At 76.1% G+C, this 16,231-nt stretch carries 12 protein-coding genes; 3 read left to right on the top strand and 9 right to left on the bottom strand.

What is annotated here, in order from left to right; translation table 11 throughout:
• Positions 1–59: 59 nt before the first annotated feature.
• From IEZ11_RS10640 to IEZ11_RS10630, 3 genes are all read right to left on the bottom strand, one after another.
• Positions 60–722 carry a hypothetical protein gene (locus IEZ11_RS10640; protein WP_189262419.1) on the bottom strand — a complete coding sequence of 221 codons (663 nt, stop codon included), beginning with the start codon at positions 720–722 and terminating at the stop codon, positions 60–62.
• Between the two features lie 261 nt (positions 723–983).
• A complete protein-coding gene (locus tag IEZ11_RS10635) occupies positions 984–1,706 on the bottom strand; it encodes a hypothetical protein (RefSeq protein WP_189262418.1) in 723 nt (240 codons plus the stop codon).
• A gap of 135 nt (positions 1,707–1,841) precedes the next feature.
• Positions 1,842–2,813 (bottom strand): alpha/beta hydrolase, encoded by a 972-nt coding sequence (locus tag IEZ11_RS10630; protein WP_189262417.1) that lies wholly within the window; start codon positions 2,811–2,813, stop codon positions 1,842–1,844.
• Positions 2,814–2,960: 147 nt separating this feature from the next.
• Here IEZ11_RS10630 and IEZ11_RS10625 point away from each other — a divergent pair, with 147 nt between their 5' ends.
• Together IEZ11_RS10625 and IEZ11_RS10620 are read left to right on the top strand one after the other, a co-directional pair.
• Positions 2,961–4,319, top strand: a complete 1,359-nt coding sequence (locus IEZ11_RS10625) for an MFS transporter (RefSeq protein ID WP_189262416.1) — start codon at positions 2,961–2,963, stop codon at positions 4,317–4,319.
• A 57-nt stretch (positions 4,320–4,376) separates the two neighbouring features.
• Positions 4,377–5,258, top strand: a complete 882-nt coding sequence (locus IEZ11_RS10620) for a LysR family transcriptional regulator (RefSeq protein WP_189262415.1) — start codon at positions 4,377–4,379, stop codon at positions 5,256–5,258.
• Between the two features lie 24 nt (positions 5,259–5,282).
• On the opposite strand, the gene IEZ11_RS10615 is transcribed toward IEZ11_RS10620, so the two are convergent.
• From IEZ11_RS10615 to IEZ11_RS10595, 5 genes are all read right to left on the bottom strand, one after another.
• Complete coding sequence (locus IEZ11_RS10615) at positions 5,283–5,747, bottom strand: DUF5709 domain-containing protein (protein WP_189262414.1); 465 nt, start codon at positions 5,745–5,747, stop codon at positions 5,283–5,285.
• 276 nt (positions 5,748–6,023) lie between these two features.
• Positions 6,024–6,980, bottom strand: coding sequence for a helix-turn-helix domain-containing protein (locus IEZ11_RS10610; RefSeq protein WP_189262413.1), 957 nt, complete (start codon positions 6,978–6,980; stop codon positions 6,024–6,026).
• A complete protein-coding gene (locus IEZ11_RS10605) occupies positions 6,974–8,002 on the bottom strand; it encodes an AraC-like ligand-binding domain-containing protein (RefSeq protein ID WP_189262412.1) in 1,029 nt (342 codons plus the stop codon). Before IEZ11_RS10605 ends, IEZ11_RS10610 begins: the two co-directional genes overlap by 7 nt.
• 105 nt (positions 8,003–8,107) lie before the next feature.
• The gene (locus IEZ11_RS10600) at positions 8,108–9,109 is read right to left on the bottom strand and encodes an alpha/beta hydrolase (RefSeq protein ID WP_189262411.1); all 1,002 of its coding nucleotides are present in this window, start codon (positions 9,107–9,109) and stop codon (positions 8,108–8,110) included.
• 31 nt (positions 9,110–9,140) lie between these two features.
• On the bottom strand, positions 9,141–11,936 hold the full coding sequence (locus IEZ11_RS10595) for a helix-turn-helix transcriptional regulator (protein ID WP_229712938.1): 2,796 nt from the start codon (positions 11,934–11,936) through the stop codon (positions 9,141–9,143).
• 199 nt (positions 11,937–12,135) lie between these two features.
• Here IEZ11_RS10595 and IEZ11_RS10590 point away from each other — a divergent pair, with 199 nt between their 5' ends.
• Positions 12,136–14,907 carry an AAA family ATPase gene (locus IEZ11_RS10590; RefSeq protein WP_189262410.1) on the top strand — a complete coding sequence of 924 codons (2,772 nt, stop codon included), beginning with the start codon at positions 12,136–12,138 and terminating at the stop codon, positions 14,905–14,907.
• On the opposite strand, the gene IEZ11_RS10585 is transcribed toward IEZ11_RS10590, so the two are convergent.
• Positions 14,885–16,156 carry a serine hydrolase domain-containing protein gene (locus tag IEZ11_RS10585; RefSeq protein ID WP_189262409.1) on the bottom strand — a complete coding sequence of 424 codons (1,272 nt, stop codon included), beginning with the start codon at positions 16,154–16,156 and terminating at the stop codon, positions 14,885–14,887. The genes IEZ11_RS10590 and IEZ11_RS10585 overlap by 23 nt on opposite strands.
• Positions 16,157–16,231 lie beyond the last annotated feature (75 nt).

Here is a 16,231-nt window from a genome sequence, read left to right as displayed (position 1 = left end):
CGCGCGGCCGCCGTGTTCGTCCGGGGCGCGCGTGGGCGGCCCCGGAACACCAGCTGTCGTCAGGCGACAGCCGTCCGCACCGGCGGACCCCGGGAAGTGATCGCGTGGACGAGGAGAAGCAGCCGCGGCGCCCGGTCCGAACGGCGGCGGCGCAGCCGGGGGCGCGGGCGCTCGGGGGTGGCCGGCAGCGCCAGCAGCAGCCGGAGCGGCGCGACGAGCCGGCCGGCGACGGCCCGGACGATCCGGAACGCGGCGCGCTCGCCGTGGCCGAGCCAGAGGCCGCACAGCAGCGCGGCGACGAGGTGGGCGGCGAACATACCGGTGGAGGCGGTGCCGCCGGTGCCGAAGCCCAGGTATTCGACGGGGTCGGTAGGGGCGGGGCCCATGTGCATCGACCCCATGTTCATGGCGGCCGTGTTCCCGGCCATGTCCATATGCGCGGACCCCATGGGCGCCATGCCGCTCGTCCATGCCTGGGCGGCGGAGAAGCCGGAGTGCAGTGCCGTCTGGGCGCCGACCGCGGCGGACACGACCAGCGTCAGCCCGCGTTCGCGTCCGGACAGGGCCCAGCCCAGGGTGGCGGTGAGCGCCAGGGCGGTGACCAGTGCCCAGCCGGGCACACGGTTCCCGGACATCATGACGTGGCCCAGGGCGGCGAGCAGCACACAGACGGCCGCGAACACCGCGGACCGTATCGTGCGCGCACACCACCCTGCCGTCATGGCGCATCATCCTCGCATCCGGACCGGCCCTGTCAGGGAGTGGTACGGCGATCCACAGGCGGTGTGCTCAACTCACAGGTGAGGTGGGTTGGTTCACAGAGTCGGTCGGCTGCGGTCCGGTGGGGGTCGCTCGCGCAGTTCCCCGCGCCCCTCATGGGGCGCTTCCCCGCCGCGGGCAGGCGTGCCGCAAGGCGGCACGGGTGGGCGCGGGGGCACCCGGCAAGCGCCGGTAAGCGTCCCCGCCCCCCGGCCCCGCCCGCCTCAGCCCTTCGCCCACGGCGCCTCCGGTACCCCGGGCCGTACCCTCACTCCCGTCACGTCCACCTCGATCGTGCGGTCGTCGTCCAGGTCCTCCCTGACCCGGCGCAGCCGGCCCGCCGCGTCGATCCAGTACCTCAGGGGTGAGTCGGCGGCGGAGAAGACGTCGTAGCGCCGGCCGTCGATCCGGTCCGTCCCCAGGTGGCGTCGGCCCGAGCGGGCGATGCGCCGGGCGTCGTCGGGGCGGTCGGCGGCCAGCGCCAGCGTCAGTCGCAGCGCCGTGTCCAGTGAAGCGGGCCCGTAGCGGCGCCGGATCCACGCCGTCGGCCGCAGCCGCGCGGCGTCCCGTACCGCCTCCGCCGTCGACGCCGGTCTCGCCAGCGGGCCCGCGCTGCCGTCGGTCCTCGGACGGGCGACCGCCAGCCCGGTGCCGTCCCACGCCAGCAGCCCCCGCTCGGCCGCGTCCCCGGTGTCGAACCAGCCCACCGCCCGCTGCCGGCGCTCGTCGACCACCGCGCGGACCACGGCCGTACCGCCGGGCAGCGGTGCCCGTACCGTCACCTCGGCCGGGCTGTCCCGGTACGTGCGGAGCGGGGTGAGGGCGACACGCCGGGCCTCGGCCGCCGACAGCGGGCGGGGACCGTCGCCGCCGGCGGCGAGGAACGGCAGCGCCGCGCAGGCTCCCGTCACCGCGGCGAGGGCCGCCCAGGTCCAGGGGGATCGCATCCGTGCTCGTACCCGCGCCGGTGTCATCCGCATGGCACGTACCTACACGTGAACGGGCCGCGCCCGGTCGGCACCGGTGCGCGGCCCGCTCGGCATCACCCTTGCGGGGTGCGCCGTTTACTCCGTACCGGTTGTTCAGGCCGTGTGCAGGGCCTCGCGCAGGGTGCGGGCGGCCAGGGAGATGGCGGCCTCGGCGGCGTGGGTGCCGCGCAGCGCGTTGAGCATCACGAAGTCGTGGATGATGCCCTGGAAGCGGACGGCGGTGACGGGCACGCCGGCCTCGCGGAGCTTGTTGGCGTAGGCCTCGCCCTCGTCGCGCAGCACGTCGGCCTCGGCGACGATGACGAGGGCCGGGGGCAGGCCGGTGAGCTGCTCGGTGGTGGCGCGCAGCGGGGACGCGGTGATCTGGGCGCGCTCCGCCTCGTCGGTCGTGTACTGGTCCCAGAACCAGAACATGCCGTCGCGGCGCAGGAAGTAGCCCTCGGCGAACTGGTGGTAGGACGCCGTGTCGAAGCCGGCGTCGGTCACCGGGTAGAACAGCACCTGCTGGCGCAGCGGGAGGCCGCCGCGCTCCTTGGCCATCAGGGTGAGGGCGGCGGTCATGTTGCCGCCGACCGAGTCACCGGCCACCGCGATCCGGTCCGCGTCCAGGTCCTTGGCGGCGCCCTGCGCCACGACCCACTGCGCGACGGTCCAGTTCTGCTCGATGGCGACCGGGTAGCGGGCCTCGGGCGCGAGGTCGTACTCGGGGAAGACGACGGCCGCGCCGGCGCCCACCGCCAGTTCGCGGACCAGGCGGTCGTGGGTGTGGGCGTTGCCGAAGACCCAGCCGGCGCCGTGGATGTAGATGATCACGGGGAGCGGACCGGCCGCGCCGGCGGGGCGCACGATCCGGGCCCGGACGCTTCCGGTGGGGCCGCCCTCGACGGTCACCCACTCCTCGTCGACCTCCGGCCTGGCGATCTCGCCCGACTGCACCTCGTCGACGGCCTTGCGGCCCTCCTCGGGGGCCAGGTCGAAGAGGTAGGGCGGGTTGGCGGTGGCCTCGACGAAGGCCTGCGCGGCGGGCTCCAGCACCGGTGTGACGGGCGTGACGGCTTCGGACATGCGAGTCTCCTGGGATTGCGTGCGGCACACCGGGCGTTCCGGCACCGCCGCGGTTCACCGTAGGAGCCCGGTGCGCCGCGCAGTTGCCCCCCAGCGCACTTCCGGTGTCCCCGCAGCGCACCGGAGCCCCGGGCATCTCCGGTCGAGATGACTGACATCCGGAACCATCGCCGTGCGCAGGGAAGCATCCTGGACGGCCGGGTGCTGGTGGAGGGTGAGAGCAACGTCTCCGGTGAGGAAGGTCCCGTGTCCCAGTCGTCGTCCGAAATCCGTTCCCCGCGCCGGGAGGCGGCCGCCGAGGCCGCCCACGGGGTGCCGGGCTGGCTGATCGCGCTGTTCGCCGTCGCCTCCGGCATGACGGTCGCGAACCTGTACTACGCGCAGCCCCTGCTGTCCGAGCTGCGCGGTGTCTTCCACATCGGCGAGGCCACCGCGGGTCTGCTGATCACGCTCACCCAGGTCGGCTACGTCATCGGCATGGTCTTCCTGGTGCCGCTGGGCGACCGGCTGGAGAAGCGGAGCCTGGTCACCGCGCTGCTGGCGGTCACCACGCTCGCCCTGGTGGCGGCCGGTCTCGCCACCGGGTTCCCGATGCTGCTGGCCGCCTCGCTGGTCAGCGGTGCCACCTCGGTGGTCGCGCAGATCCTGGTGCCGTTCGCCGCGAGCCTGGCGCCCGACCACGCCCGGGGCCGGGTGGTGGGCCGGGTGATGAGCGGGCTGCTCACCGGCATCCTGCTGTCCCGCACGCTCAGCAGCCTGGTCTCCGGCGTCGCCGGCTGGCGGGTCGTCTACCTCGGCTCGGCCGTCCTGATGACCCTGCTGGCCGTGGCCCTGCGGCTGGCCCTGCCGAAGCAGGCGCCGACCACCTCGGTGCCGTACCACCACGTGCTGCGCTCCACGGCGGCGCTGGTGCGCACGCACCCCGCGCTGCTGCGCCGGGGCCTCTACCAGGCGGCGATGTTCGGTGCCTTCAGCGCCTTCTGGACCACCGTCTCCTACGTCCTGACCGGGCCCCGCTTCCACTACTCCGCCGTCGGGGTCGGGGTGTTCGCGCTGGTGGGCGCGGCCGGTGCGGCCGTCGCGCCGCTCGCCGGGCGCTGGGCCGACCGCGGCCTGACCCGGCCGGTGACCGGCGCCGCCTTCGGTGTGGCCGCGCTGGCCTTCGCGATCGCCGGTCTCGGGCAGCACAGCGTCGTCCTGATCGCGCTGGCGGCCGTCGCCCTCGACATGGCCGTCCAGACCAGCCTGATCCTGGGGCAGCACACCGTCTACCAGCTGGACCCCCTGGCCCGCGCCCGCCTCAACAGCGCCTTCATCGCGATGTTCTTCGTCGGCGGCGCCCTGGGGTCACAGCTCGGCTCGGTCGCCTTCCGGGCCGGCGGCTGGGGCGCGGTCAGCGTCCTCGGGGCCGCCCTGCCGGTGCTGGGGCTGCTGTACTGGCTGACCGAGCGCCGGTCCCGCGCGGCGCGCCCGGCACCGGGCGACGGGGCCGGGGAGGCTGCCTAGGATGCGGCGGAGATCGCCGCGCGGCCGAAGCGGGCGTTGCGCCACCGGGAGCGGATGATGGACCTGCGGCAGATGGAAGTCGTCGTCGCCGTGGCGGACGCGGGCGGGTTCACGGCGGCGGCGCGGAGACTGCACGTGGTGCAGTCCGCCGTCTCCGGCACGGTCCGTGCCCTGGAACGCGAGCTGGGCACCGCGCTGTTCACCCGGACCACGCACCGGGTCGGGCTCACCCCGGCCGGCGAGGCGTTCGTCCCGGCGGCACGGCAGGCCCTGCGCGCCGCCGAGCTCGCCCGAGAGGCGGTCGACGCGGCGAAGGGGGAGCTGCGCGGCCGGGTGACGGTCGGCACGATGCAGGGGGTCTGGGCGAACCTGCACCTCGCGCTGGCCGCGCTGCGGGCGGAACACCCGCACGTGGTCGTCCGGTTGCGGCAGGCGGCGGTCACCGACCTGCGGCAGGCGCTGCGCGAGGGCACGGTGGACCTGGCGGTGGTGGCGCTGGACCGGCAGCAGCAGCGCGGGCTGGTGAGCAGGCCGCTGTCCCGGGAGGAGATGGTCCTGGTGGCCTCGCCGCGCCGCCGGATCCCCGCCGCGGGCAGCGCGAGCGGCGCCCGCGGCACGGTCGACCTGGCGGACGTCACCGGGCTGCCGCAGGTGGAGTTCCCGCCCGGCTGGGCCATCCGGGACGCGGCCGACCGCTCGTTCCGGGCGGCCGGCGTCGAACGCGTCACGGCCTTCGAGGTCAACGACATCGTGGCCGCCTCCGAACTGGTCCGGGCCGACCTCGGGGTCTGCATCATGCCGCCGACCATCGCAGACCGTTTCCCGGACCTGACGACCTACCGGATCGCCCGGCACGCGCCGGCCTGGAAGGTGATGGTGGTACGGCCGCCGGGGGAGCCCCCGGCGGCCGTCGCGGCCCTGCTGCGCCACATCGTCTGAGGCGCGAGCGGGTGTTCCGGCCGCTCAGTAGTCGTCGGAATCCGGGATCACGTGCATCGCCGCCTCCTCCGCCGACGCCCCGGCGCCGTCCAGACCCCGGTCGGAGGCGAACAGGTCGGAGTCGGTGACCTCGTGCGTGCCCTCGTCCGGTGCCAGGAGCCGCCCGGCGCGGCCGTCGCCCACCTCGTCGTCGAGGAGTTCGCCGTCGGTGTCCCAGAGGTCGCCGAGGTCGTCGCCCTCCGGGACGGCGAGGTCCGGCACCTCCTCGGCGAGCCGCTCGTCCAGGGTCTCCCCGCGCCGTCCCTCGGCCGCCGTCACGCCGGTGTGCTCCACGGCCCAGGGCCGCTCCGGCGGCGAGTAGCCCTCGTCCAGGGCCTCCTCGCCGGCCCGGTAGTCCAGGGTGTCCGAGGCGTCCAGCAGGCCCGCGTCGTCCTGCACCTCCGAACCGTCCGGCTGGTAGACCTCGTCACCCATCGCCTCGTCGGTCATACGCGCTCCCTCGTCAGTCGGGCCATCGTCACTGGGGCCATCGGTTCGATCCGGCCGTCAGCGGAAAGGGTAGGTGCCGGGGTCCCGGCAGGGCGGGGCGATCACGAAAACACCGGCAGCCGAGGGGCAGCGCCCCGCAGGGGCGCGGGGAACTGCGCGACCAGCCACGACGGCACCGCAGCCAAGCGACGGCCGAAGCGGCATTTCCGGCAACCGGCGTCAGCCCTTGGTACCGCCGGCGCGCGGCGCACGGTGCACGGTGCACCGCGCACGGGGTCAGCCGCCCCGGCCGGTGCCCGCCGCCCGGCGCCACTGTGCCGGTGACATCCCGTACGTGTCGCGGAAGGCCCGGCTGAAGTGGGAGGGGCTGGTGAAGCCCCAGCGCGCGGCCACCGCGGCGATCGGCCGGTGGGCGGCGCCGGGCCCGGCCAGTTCCTCGTGGGCCGCCTCCAGCCGGCGCGCGCGGACCCAGGCGCCCATGGTGGTGCCCTGAAGCTGGAAGAGCCGGTGCAGGTAGCGCAGCGAGATGGCGTGCTGGTCGGCGATGTCCTGCGGGGCGAGTCCGGGTTCGCCGAGCCGGGCCCGGACGGACGCGGTGATCCGCTCCCACAGGGCCGACTCGGGCTGCCCGCCGATCCGCTCCAGGCCCACGGTGGCGAGGATCTCCACGACGGTACGGGCGAGTTGTTCGCGCCGTCCCGGGTCGGACCGGGACACCTCGTCGGCGAGTCCGTCGAGCAGCGGCAGCAGCAGACCCGCCGCTCCCCCGTCGGCGCCGTCCACCGCGGTGGCGGTGAGCGCGCTCAACTGCCGTTCCTCCAGGCGCAGCAGGGCGCGCGGCACCATGAAGACCCGGGCCCGCTGCCGCTCGGGGAGCACGATCCGGAACGGGCGCCGGGCGTCGTGGAAGGCCAGCCGGCCGGGGTGCAGTTCGGCGGTGCGGCCGTCCTGGAGCAGCAGGGCGGTGCCGGTCAGCTGCCGGCGGACCAGGATGTGGCCGCGGGGATCGGCGGCGGCCGTGCGGGCGCCGCGCAGGACGGTACCGGGGCCGAAGTCCTCGGTGGCGATCTGGAGGGCGCCGAGCCGTTCGGCGGTCAGTTCGCCGGTCCACGGGCGGTCGTGCGCCACCCGGACCTCGACGTCCACGAAGGTCCGCGACAGGGCGCGCTGCCAGGCGGCGAGGCGGTCGCCGGGTGCCAGGTCCCGGTGAGCGCAGGACACCGCGGTCAGCATGGCGGGCCCTCCGCCCGCACCCGGGCCAGCCAGTCCGTCGGCGACAGGCCGAAGGAGCCGCGGAAGGCCTTGCCGAACCCGGCCGCGCTGCCGAACCCCCAGCGCCGGGCGACCTGGCCCAGGCCCGCCTGGCCCGGCGGCCGCCCGGCGAGCTCCCGGCGGCACTCGCGCAGCCGCTGGTCTCGGATCCACCGGCACACGGTGGTGTCCTCGGCCTGGAACAGCCGGTGCAGACAGCGCACCGAGATGCCGTGCGCACGGGCGATGACGGCCGGTGTCAGCCCCGGGTCCGACAGGTGCCAGCGGATGTACGTCCTGATGCGCAGCAGCAGCACGTCGTCGGCGCCGGGCAGGTCGGCGGGGTCCGCTCCCAGCTGATCCGCCGCGGTGGCCGCCACCAGGTCGACGACGCTCCCGGCGAGCCGCTCGGCCGTCGGGGCGGTGTACGACGCGGAGGTGTCCGCGAGCCGTTCCAGCAGCGGCGCGAGCAGGGCGGGGAGCCCGCCGCCCGGGTGTACCGCACGGCCGGTGAGCTGCCGTACGTCGGCCTCCGGGAGGTCCAGCAGGCGGCGCGGTACGGCGAAGACCTTCATCCGGAAGCGGTCCGGGAAGGTGGTGCGGAAGGGGCGGAGGGTCTCGAAGAAACAGAGGTCGCCGGCCCGCAACTCGGTGCTGCGGCCGTCCTGTTGGACCAGGGCACGGCCGGTGCTCTGGACGGCCACGAAGATCTCCCGGCCGTCGCCGCGGGCGATGAACCGCGGTGCCCGGTGGACCCGGCCGGGGTCGGCCTCCACCGTGGTGATCCGCAGCTCCCCGAGGCGGTCGGTGCGCAGGGTGGCGTCGTAGGTGGAACCCTCGGCGGCGATGTCCATCCCCACCAGGGTGTCGAACACGGCGTCGTGCCAGTACTCCAGGCTCTCGGCGGGCGGGACCGAGCGCGTGGTCAGCACCCTGGTCCGCCCGCTCGCCGGGCCGGCCGGGCGCGGGCGTGTCTCCTCGTGGGAGCCGATCGCGGTTGGCATGGTGCCAGCCTCACCGGCCGACGGGCCCCCGCGCATCAGTCGGCCGACTGGTTCCTCTCGATGCCCCGCCCCGGTGCCCCTCCCCGGCCCCCCGCCCCGGACCCGTCACCGCAGCCGGGAGCGGAGGAAGGCGCAGCCGGTCAGCAGCGCCGCCCGGGTGGGTGCGCTGGCGGCGAGGGCGTGCAGGGCCACGAAGTCGTGGACGGTCCCGAGGAACCGCACGGACAGCGTCTCGACACCGGCCTCGCAGAGCCGCCGCGCGTACTGCTCGCCCTCGTCGCGGGCCACGTCGGCCTCGGCGGTGACGACCAGGGCCGGCGGCAGCCCCGCGAGTTGCTCCGGGCGCGCCCGCAGCGGTGCCGCGGTGGGCTCGCGGCGGTGGACCGGGTCGGGGACGTACCGCTCCCAGTAGGCGCGCAGCGCCCGGCGGGTGAGCAGGTGGCCGGTGGCGAACTCGCGTTGCGAGGGGGTGTCGCAGCGGGCGTCGGTGAGCGGGTAGTAGAGCAGCTGCGCACCGATCCGCGGTCCGTGCCGCGCCTTCGCCAGCATGGTCACGGCGGCCGCCAGCGTGGCCCCGGCGCAGTCGCCGGCGACCGCCAGCCGGCCGGGATCCAGCGCGAGTGCGCCGGCCCGGGAGACCGCCCAGGCCAGCAGGGCGTAGCACTCCTCCAGCGCGACCGGGTAGCGGGCCTCGGGGGCGCGGCTGTACTCGGGGACGACGGCGCACACACCGGCGCCGGTGACGAGTGCGCTGATGAGCCGGGCGTGGGTCTGGGCGTCGCCGAGCGCCCAGCGGCCACCGTGCAGATACAGCAGGGCCGGGAGCGGGCCGGCCGCACCGGCCGGGCGTACGGTCCAGAAGCCGAGCAGTCCCGCGGGGCCGACGGGTGCCGTGTGGAAGGCCGCGTCCACGTCGAAGTCCTCGAACCGGTCGGCCTGGGTCTCCCGCAACGCCTGGCGCGCCGCGTCCGGACCGAGGTCATCGAGCACGGGCGGCACGGCGGCAGCCCTGACCAGCCACTGCACAACCGAGTCCAGAACGACGGCCCGGCCCGGTATCGGGGGCGGATCCGAGGGCGGGACCGGCTGTGGGGGGCCGGGGCTCATGGGTGTGTCTCCGGTCGGGCCGCGGGGGCTCTCATCGGCCCCGCACCAGGTCGCGGAGCTGATGGCGGCTGCTGATGCCGAGCTTGGGATACACGTTGTACAGGTGCGAGCCGACGGTGCGCGGCGAGAGGAAGAGCCGTTCGCCGATCTCGCGGTTCGACAGGCCGCGCGCGACCAGCTGGACGATCTGCCGCTGCTGCGCGGTCAGTTGCTCCAGCGGACCGGCGCAGGCGGGGGCGGGGGCGGGGGCGGCGCCGCTGGCGCGCAGTTCGCCGCCGGCGGCAACCGCGAGCGCGCCGGCGCCGAGCCGTTCGGCGGTCTCCAGGACCGTGGTCAGCTGCTGGCGCGCCTCCCGGGTGCGGCGGCAACGGCGCAGCCAGATCGCGTAGTTGAGGCGGACGTGGGCGCACTCCCACGGCCAGCGGTGCGCCCCGTGGTTGACGAGCGCGAGCTGGAAGTGCTGCTCGGCCTCGCCGTCCGGGCCGGCCAGGGCGGTGGCGTGGTGCAGGAGCAGCGTCATCCTGGTGCTCGGGCGGTCCCCCTGGTCCGCCAGGACCCGGTCCAGGATCGGCAGCGCCTCGGCCGACCGGCCGGTGCGCTGGGCGGCGACGGCGAGTTCGGCGACGGCCCGCGCGGACAGGAACGGGTGCAGGGGCGCGCCGTCGGCGGTGAACAGGTCGCGCAGCCGCCGCCAGGCGTCCTCCATGTCCCCTCGCGTGAGGGAGGCGAGTCCGCGGGCGCGCAGCAGCCGGGCGTGGGTGGCCCGGTTCTCGTCCAGGCAGACGGCCCGCCAGACGGAGGGGGTGAACCAGGGTTCCGGCGGCAGCGTGCCGCGCAGCGCCCGTACGGTCAGGGCCTGCGTCTCCAGATCGGCCTGGAGGCGCGGCAGCCGCAGTACCGCGGCCTCCGTCTGGGCGTCCTCGACCACGGCCTGGGCCTCGGCGAACCGTCCGGTGGCCAGGAGGGTGTCCACGAACGGGAGCACCGACCAGCCGCGCAGCCCGAAGGCACGGGCGGCGCGCAGCCGCTCGTCGGCGGTACGCGACTGGCCGAGGTCCACGTCCGCCTCGTCCGCCTGCCGGGCGACCGCGGCGAGGACCGCCCCGGCGACGGGCGCGGCGACGGGCCCGGCGAAAGCGGCGCTGTGGGTGGCGGCGGGCGCGGCGCTGTGGGTGGCGGAGCGCGGCCGGGGCGCTGTGCCGGCCGTGGTGGCCGCGGTGACCAGTGCGGTCAGGGCCCGCCGGGTGTGCGGGGTGTCCAGGCGGGCCCGGGGTCCGGCCATGGCGGGCCGCCACCGCCCGGAGGCGTCGGCCCGCCGGGCCCGGTCGAGCAGCGCGGGCAGGGCCGCCGTGTGCTCCGGCAGTCCGGACTGGGCGGCGATGCCCGCCGCGAGGCCCGCGAGGGCGAGGGCGAGGGTCCGGTCGACGGCGGGGAAGTGCTCCGAGGCGTCGGCCAGCAGTTCGAAGGCCTCGCGCTGGGCGGACTCGTGGGAGAGGGCGGAGGCCAGCGCACCGGCCGCGGCACAGCCGAACTCCGGCTCGGTACCGTCCTGGACGAGCCGTTCGTACAGCTCGCGGACCCAGCCGGGGTCGCCCGTCGCATGGGCCGCCGTCAGGGCCTCGGCCAGCCGGCGGGCACGGTCCGGCGGCCGTGGGCTGAGCCGGGCCGCCTGTTCCAGGGCGCGGGCGGCCTCCACCGCGTCCCCGTGCCGCCAGGCGGAGGCCTCCAGGGCGGCGGCGACCGGCGCGTCGGTCCCCACGGTGGCGGCGGCCAGGTGACGGGCCCTGGCCTCGGGCGGCACGGCGGTCCTGGCGAGCTCGCGGTGGGCCTGCTGGCGCTCGCCCGCCGGGCGCCCCAGGTAGGCGGCGGAGCGTGCCAGCGGATGCCGGAAGTCGAACCGGTCCTCGGCCAGCACGACCAGCCCGGCCGCCTCCGCGGGCGCCCACACCGCCAGGTCGCCGGTGCCGAGGGCGGCCATCACGGCGGCGACGGTCTCGCCGGGGCCCGCGGCGGCCGCGTACAGCAGGGCCCGGCGGGTGGCGGCGGGCAGTGCCTCGACCCGTACGCCGAAGGTGTGCTCCACGGGTGCGTGCCGTACCGCCTTGGCGGGGCCCGGGGCGCCGCGGCCCAGTTCCACGAGGGCCAGCGGGTTGCCCGCGGCCTCGGCGAGGATCTCCAGCCGGTGCCGGCCGGTGGGCGCGGCCGGCTGCCGGTCGAGGAGCGCGGCGGCCGACGCGCCGTCGAGCGGGCCGAGGCGCAGGATCTCGGTGCCGGGCGGCGGGCCGGGCAGGGCCGTCTCGTGCCGGGCGGCGAGCAGCACGGTCAGCGGGCGGCCGGACAGCCGTCGGGCCGCGGCGAACAGCGCCTCCGGGAGGGCGCGGTCGCACAGGTCGGCGTCGTCCACGCACACCAGCACCGGCCGGGACGCGGCGAGCCGGTCCAGCAGGGCCGTGACCGCCGCGGGCAGTTCGCCGTCCGCCCGGGGTACGGCCGTCAGCGCCCGTTGCTGTGCGGCGGGCAGGGCGGCCAGCGCGTCCCGCACCGGCGGTGCCAGCAGCTGGTGCAGGCAGGCGGGCGCGTGCCGCGGGTCCTCGGCCCAGCCCTGCGCGGCCAGCACCAGCACGCCGTCGGCGGTGGCCCGTTCCCGGACGTGCCGGAGAAGTGCCGTACGCCCGATCCCCTCCTCGCCGAGGACCAACAGGGTGCGGGCGGGGCCGGGCTCACGCGTCACACACCGCAGAATCCGCTCGGTCTCGCCGTCCCGGCCCAGAACGGTGGCGGTGGCGTCGTCGCCGGTCGTGGACTGCTGGGGGGGCTGAACCGTCATGCACGTACTCCCGGGGCGGTGCTCGTTCTCCCTGGCCAGGACCATCATCACGAGGGCCGGGAGACCCCGCTTCTGTCACATGACCAGTCCCCCGGGCCCACCTGCGGCTCCCCCGTCCGGCGGTCCGCACTCGGTTCCGTTGCCGCCGGTGGACGCTGGCAGGATTGTCGTATCAATGGCTCGACGACAAGGACGGTTCATGCGTGTCGGCACCGACCACCCCTCCGATCCGGGCATCCTGGGGCGGGCCGCCGAGCTGGGGCGTCTCGACCGGCTGCTCGGGGCGGTGGACGGCGGTGCGCCGCAGGTGCTGGTGGTGACCGGCGAGCCGGGGGCGGGCAAGAGCACTCTCGTCGACTGTGCGGCCGAGCGGGGCCGGGCCCGGGGCATGGGGATCCTGCGGGTGCGCGGCAGCGAGGGCGAGACCGGCCTCGGTCTGTCGGGCGTGCACCAGCTGCTGCATCCGCTGCTGCCCGGGGAGGGCCTGCCCGCGGGGCAACGGGAGGCGCTGGACCGCGCCTTCGGGCCGGAGTCGGCGTCGTACGAGCTGAAGCTCGACCAGCTGTCCCTGTGCGTCGGCGTGCTCGGGCTCGTCACCGAGGCCGCCGCACACCGGCCGCTGCTACTGCTGGTGGACGACGCCCAGTGGCTGGACCTCGGCTCGGTGGACGTACTGGCCTTCCTCGCCCGGCGTCTTGAGGGCAGGCCCGTGGTGCTGCTGCTGGCATCCCGTGAGGACGGTGTACCGGCCCGCTTCGACCGGGCCTTCCCCCAGGTCACCGTGGGTCCGCTGAGCCGTACCGCGGCCGGGCGGCTGCTGGACGCGCAGCCGGTTCCGCCGCGCGGCCGGGCCCGGGCCGAGGTCCTCCGGCAGGCGGCCGGCAATCCACTGGCCCTGATCGAGCTGCCCCGTGCCCTGGCCCGGGGCCGGACCGGCGGGCCGGCGGGCGACGCCGCCGGGGGCGGCACGCTGCCGCTCACCGCCCGGCTGGAGAACCTGTTCGCCGCCGACCTGCCCGCTCTGCCCGCGCCGACCCGCGCGGCCCTGCTCCTGGCGGCCGCGGCCGGTCCGGCCCGGCTGACGGACCTCGTCCGGGCCGCCCCCGAGCTGGACGTCGTAGCGGCGCTGGCCCCTGCCGAGCGGGCCGGCCTGGTGCGGGTGACGGACGGCGGGGTGCTGCCGCGTCACCCGCTGGTGCGGTCGGCCGTCTACCACGCGGCCTCCTTCCACGAGCGCCGGCAGGCCCATCTCGCCCTGGCCGCCGCGCTGGCCGAGGAGCCGGACCGGCGGGCCTGGCAGCTGGCCGCCGCGGCGACCGGCCAGGACGCGGAGGTCGCCGACGCCCTGGCGGAGAGTGCCGAACGGGCCCGCGGCCGGGGCGGCCACGCGGCGGCCGCGACCGCGCTGGAACGCGCCGCCGAGCTGACCCCGGCGCCGGAACCGCGGGCCCGGCGGCTGCTGGCGGCCGCGCAGGCGGCGATGTTCGCCGGCCACCCGCAGTGGGTCGGTGAGCTGAGCGGCCGCGTCGGCGGGCTGACCGAGGATCCCCGGCTGCGTGCCGAGGCCTCGCTGCTGGGCGGCTGGGCCCTCGGCGTGACGCTCCGTCACGAGGACGCGCTGGCACTTCTGTTGGGCGTCGCCGAAGCCACCGCGGCCTCGGCTCCGGGCCTCGCCCTCAGCGCCCTGAGCACCGCCGCCACGTCCGTCTACAACTCCGGCGCACCGTACTACCGCGCGGAACTCCGGCGGATCGGCGGCCTGATCGACACGACCGGCGACCCGGCCGCGCGCGCCTGGGCCCGGGTGGTCGTCGATCCGCTTCATGAACGGCCGCTGCTGACAGAGCTGTTGACGGAGGGGCTGGCCGCCCTGGCGCGGGACGAGTCCCTCGGCAACCTCACGGCGCTGGGCGGCACGACCTGGATCCTGGACGAGACCGGACAGGCCGTACGTCTCCTCGGGCGGACCATGGACCTCCTGCGGGACGCCGGCAGCGCGGGCACGAACGCGACCGTCACCCAGGCGCTCGCCCTCGCCCTGTTCGAGAGCGGCTCGTGGACGGCGGCCGAGGACGCGGCGCGCGAGGCGTTCTGGATGGCGACGGAGGCGGGGGCGGACAACGTGACCGTGGGCGCCCGCATCCTGCGGGCCACCCTGCGCGCGCTCCAGGGCGACCCAGCGGCCGCGCGGACCCGGGCGACGCAGGCCGTACGGGGTGTGGACCTGCGCGGGTCGCTGAGTCTTCAGGTCCGTCACCGGCATGCCATGGGCATGGCCGCGTTCGTCGACGGCGACCACGAGGACGCCTACGGGCAGTTGCGCGCGGCCTTCACCCGCGACTTCCGCCCGGCCCCCGTCCACTACCACGCCTCGCTCTACCTCCTGGGCGACCTGGCGGCCGCGGCGGTCCGCGCCGGACGGGCCGACGACGCGCGCACGGTGGTCGACGCCGTGGCGCAGGAGCTGAAGCCCGACCCCTCCCCCCGCCTGGCGGCGGTACTCCGGCGGGCCACCGCCCTGCTGACCGACAGCGACGACGCCGAACACCACTTCCGCGCCGCGCTCGCCGACCCGGCCGCCGACTGCTGGCCCTTCGAAAAGGCCCTCGTCCACCTCGACCTCGGCGAGTGGCTGCGCCGGCGCCGGCGCAGCGCCGAGGCCCGCCCGTACCTGAACGCGGCCCTGGAGTGCTTCCGGCGGCTGGACGCCCGCCCCTGGACCGAGCGTGCGACGGCGGAGCTGCGGGCCGCCGGAGCGGCGACGGCCCCCGCCGCCGGCGGCGAACTCACGCCGCAGGAACGCCAGATCGCCGAACTGGCCGCCCAGGGCCTGACCAATCGCGACATCGCGGCCCGTCTCTACCTGTCCCCCCGTACGGTCGGCTACCACCTGCACAAGGTCTTCCCCAAGCTCGGCATCACGGCCAGGGCCCAGCTCCGGGACGCCCTCAGGCAGGAGAGTCCGGGCTGACGGCGGGCGCGGCCGTGGCGGGCCGGGCGCACAGGGCGTGGTCGACGAGGGTGCCGGTGGCGCGGTTGAGCGCGGCCAGGTCCGGGGGCGCGGTCGTGGTGGTGACGGAGACGGTCACCGCGCGCCTGCCGTCCGCGCTCACCGCGGGGCGGGTGTAGACGCCCGCCCCGTCGCCCTCGTGGGTGTAGTAGTGACCGCCGCAGGAGAGCGGGATCCTGCGCAGCCCGAGGCCGTAGGTGCCCTCGGGCATCTCGGCGACGTCCTGCGGGTCGTCGGTCCGCTCGACGGTCCGCCGCATCTCGCGCCACTGCCCGGCGGGGAGCAGCCGGCCGCCGGCCAGGGCGCGGAAGAAGGTGTTCAGGTCCGCGGTGGTGCTCACCACCCCGGAGTCGGCGGTGTGCTGGAAGCTGTGCTCGGTGACGTCGAGGCGCCTGCCGTCGACGGTCGTCAGGTAGGCGTTCACGTACGGGTCGGGCAGGTAGGGGTCGAGCCCGGGAACGGTGGTGTTCCGCAGTCCCAGTCGCGCGATCACCCGGTGCGCGACCAGGTCCTGCCAGCTCGCGCCGCCGGCCTTCTCGGCGATCATCCCGGCGACCAGGTAGTTGGTGTTCGAGTACGCCCATCGGGTGGCCCCGCCGGGCCGCGGCACGAACAGCGGGCGGTGCCTCATCGCCACCGCGACCAGGTCGGCCGCCGGGGTGGTGTCGTAGCGGTTCTCGTCGAAGTGGCCGATCAGCCGGTCCTGGATCTCCGGGTCGTCGACGTAGTCGTAGAGGCCGCTGGTCTGGCGGAGCAGGTCGCGGACGGTGATACGGCTGCCGTCGTTGCCGTTGCCGGCGACGACCCCCGGCAGCCAGTGCTCGACGGTGTCGTCCAGTGACAGCCGCTGTTCCGCGGCCAGTTGGAGGGCCACGGTCGCCGTGAACGTCTTGGTCGTGCTCGCCACGCGGAAGTGCGCGTGCCACGGCACCGGGGCCGGGGAGCCGGCGGTCCGGGTGCCGATGCGTGCCATGAGCGGCGCGCCGTCGGCCCGGTCGACCCTGGCGAGCACGTTCACGTCGCCTCCCCCGGCCTCTCGTACGGCCGCCAGGTCCCGCCGGAGCGTGTCCTCGCCGTAGGAGTGCCGTACGGCCGGACGGTGGCCGACCGTGGCGGCGGTGACGGCGGTCGCGGTCATGGGCGTGCCGGGCAGCAGCAGCGCTGCGGTCAGCACGGCGGCCCTGGCCTTCTTCGACGACGGCATCTGCATGTCCGGATCCCCCGTTGCCCTGGGTGTCGGTCGGTGACACCCACCAGGCAACCCGAACCGGCGGCGCGTGAGGAT

Origin of the sequence: Streptomyces fuscichromogenes (genome assembly GCF_014645815.1) — a bacterium.
Classification (GTDB): domain Bacteria; phylum Actinomycetota; class Actinomycetes; order Streptomycetales; family Streptomycetaceae; genus Streptomyces; species Streptomyces fuscichromogenes.
The sequence above is the reverse complement of the archived record's forward strand: the minus strand, read 5'-3'. Positions and strand labels throughout refer to the sequence as shown.

Bases quoted from the DNA above. Each gene is read 5' to 3' on its own strand.
- IEZ11_RS10640 (WP_189262419.1), bottom strand. From the start codon at position 722: ATGACGGCAGGGTGGTGTGCGCGCACGATACGGTCCGCGGTGTTCGCG.
- IEZ11_RS10635 (WP_189262418.1), bottom strand. From the start codon at position 1,706: ATGCGATCCCCCTGGACCTGGGCGGCCCTCGCCGCGGTGACGGGAGCC.
- IEZ11_RS10630 (WP_189262417.1), bottom strand. From the start codon at position 2,813: ATGTCCGAAGCCGTCACGCCCGTCACACCGGTGCTGGAGCCCGCCGCG.
- IEZ11_RS10625 (WP_189262416.1), top strand. From the start codon at position 2,961: ATGACTGACATCCGGAACCATCGCCGTGCGCAGGGAAGCATCCTGGAC.
- IEZ11_RS10620 (WP_189262415.1), top strand. From the start codon at position 4,377: ATGGACCTGCGGCAGATGGAAGTCGTCGTCGCCGTGGCGGACGCGGGC.
- IEZ11_RS10615 (WP_189262414.1), bottom strand. From the start codon at position 5,747: ATGACCGACGAGGCGATGGGTGACGAGGTCTACCAGCCGGACGGTTCG.
- IEZ11_RS10610 (WP_189262413.1), bottom strand. From the start codon at position 6,980: ATGCTGACCGCGGTGTCCTGCGCTCACCGGGACCTGGCACCCGGCGAC.
- IEZ11_RS10605 (WP_189262412.1), bottom strand. From the start codon at position 8,002: ATGCCAACCGCGATCGGCTCCCACGAGGAGACACGCCCGCGCCCGGCC.
- IEZ11_RS10600 (WP_189262411.1), bottom strand. From the start codon at position 9,109: ATGAGCCCCGGCCCCCCACAGCCGGTCCCGCCCTCGGATCCGCCCCCG.
- IEZ11_RS10595 (WP_229712938.1), bottom strand. From the start codon at position 11,936: ATGACGGTTCAGCCCCCCCAGCAGTCCACGACCGGCGACGACGCCACC.
- IEZ11_RS10590 (WP_189262410.1), top strand. From the start codon at position 12,136: ATGCGTGTCGGCACCGACCACCCCTCCGATCCGGGCATCCTGGGGCGG.
- IEZ11_RS10585 (WP_189262409.1), bottom strand. From the start codon at position 16,156: ATGCAGATGCCGTCGTCGAAGAAGGCCAGGGCCGCCGTGCTGACCGCA.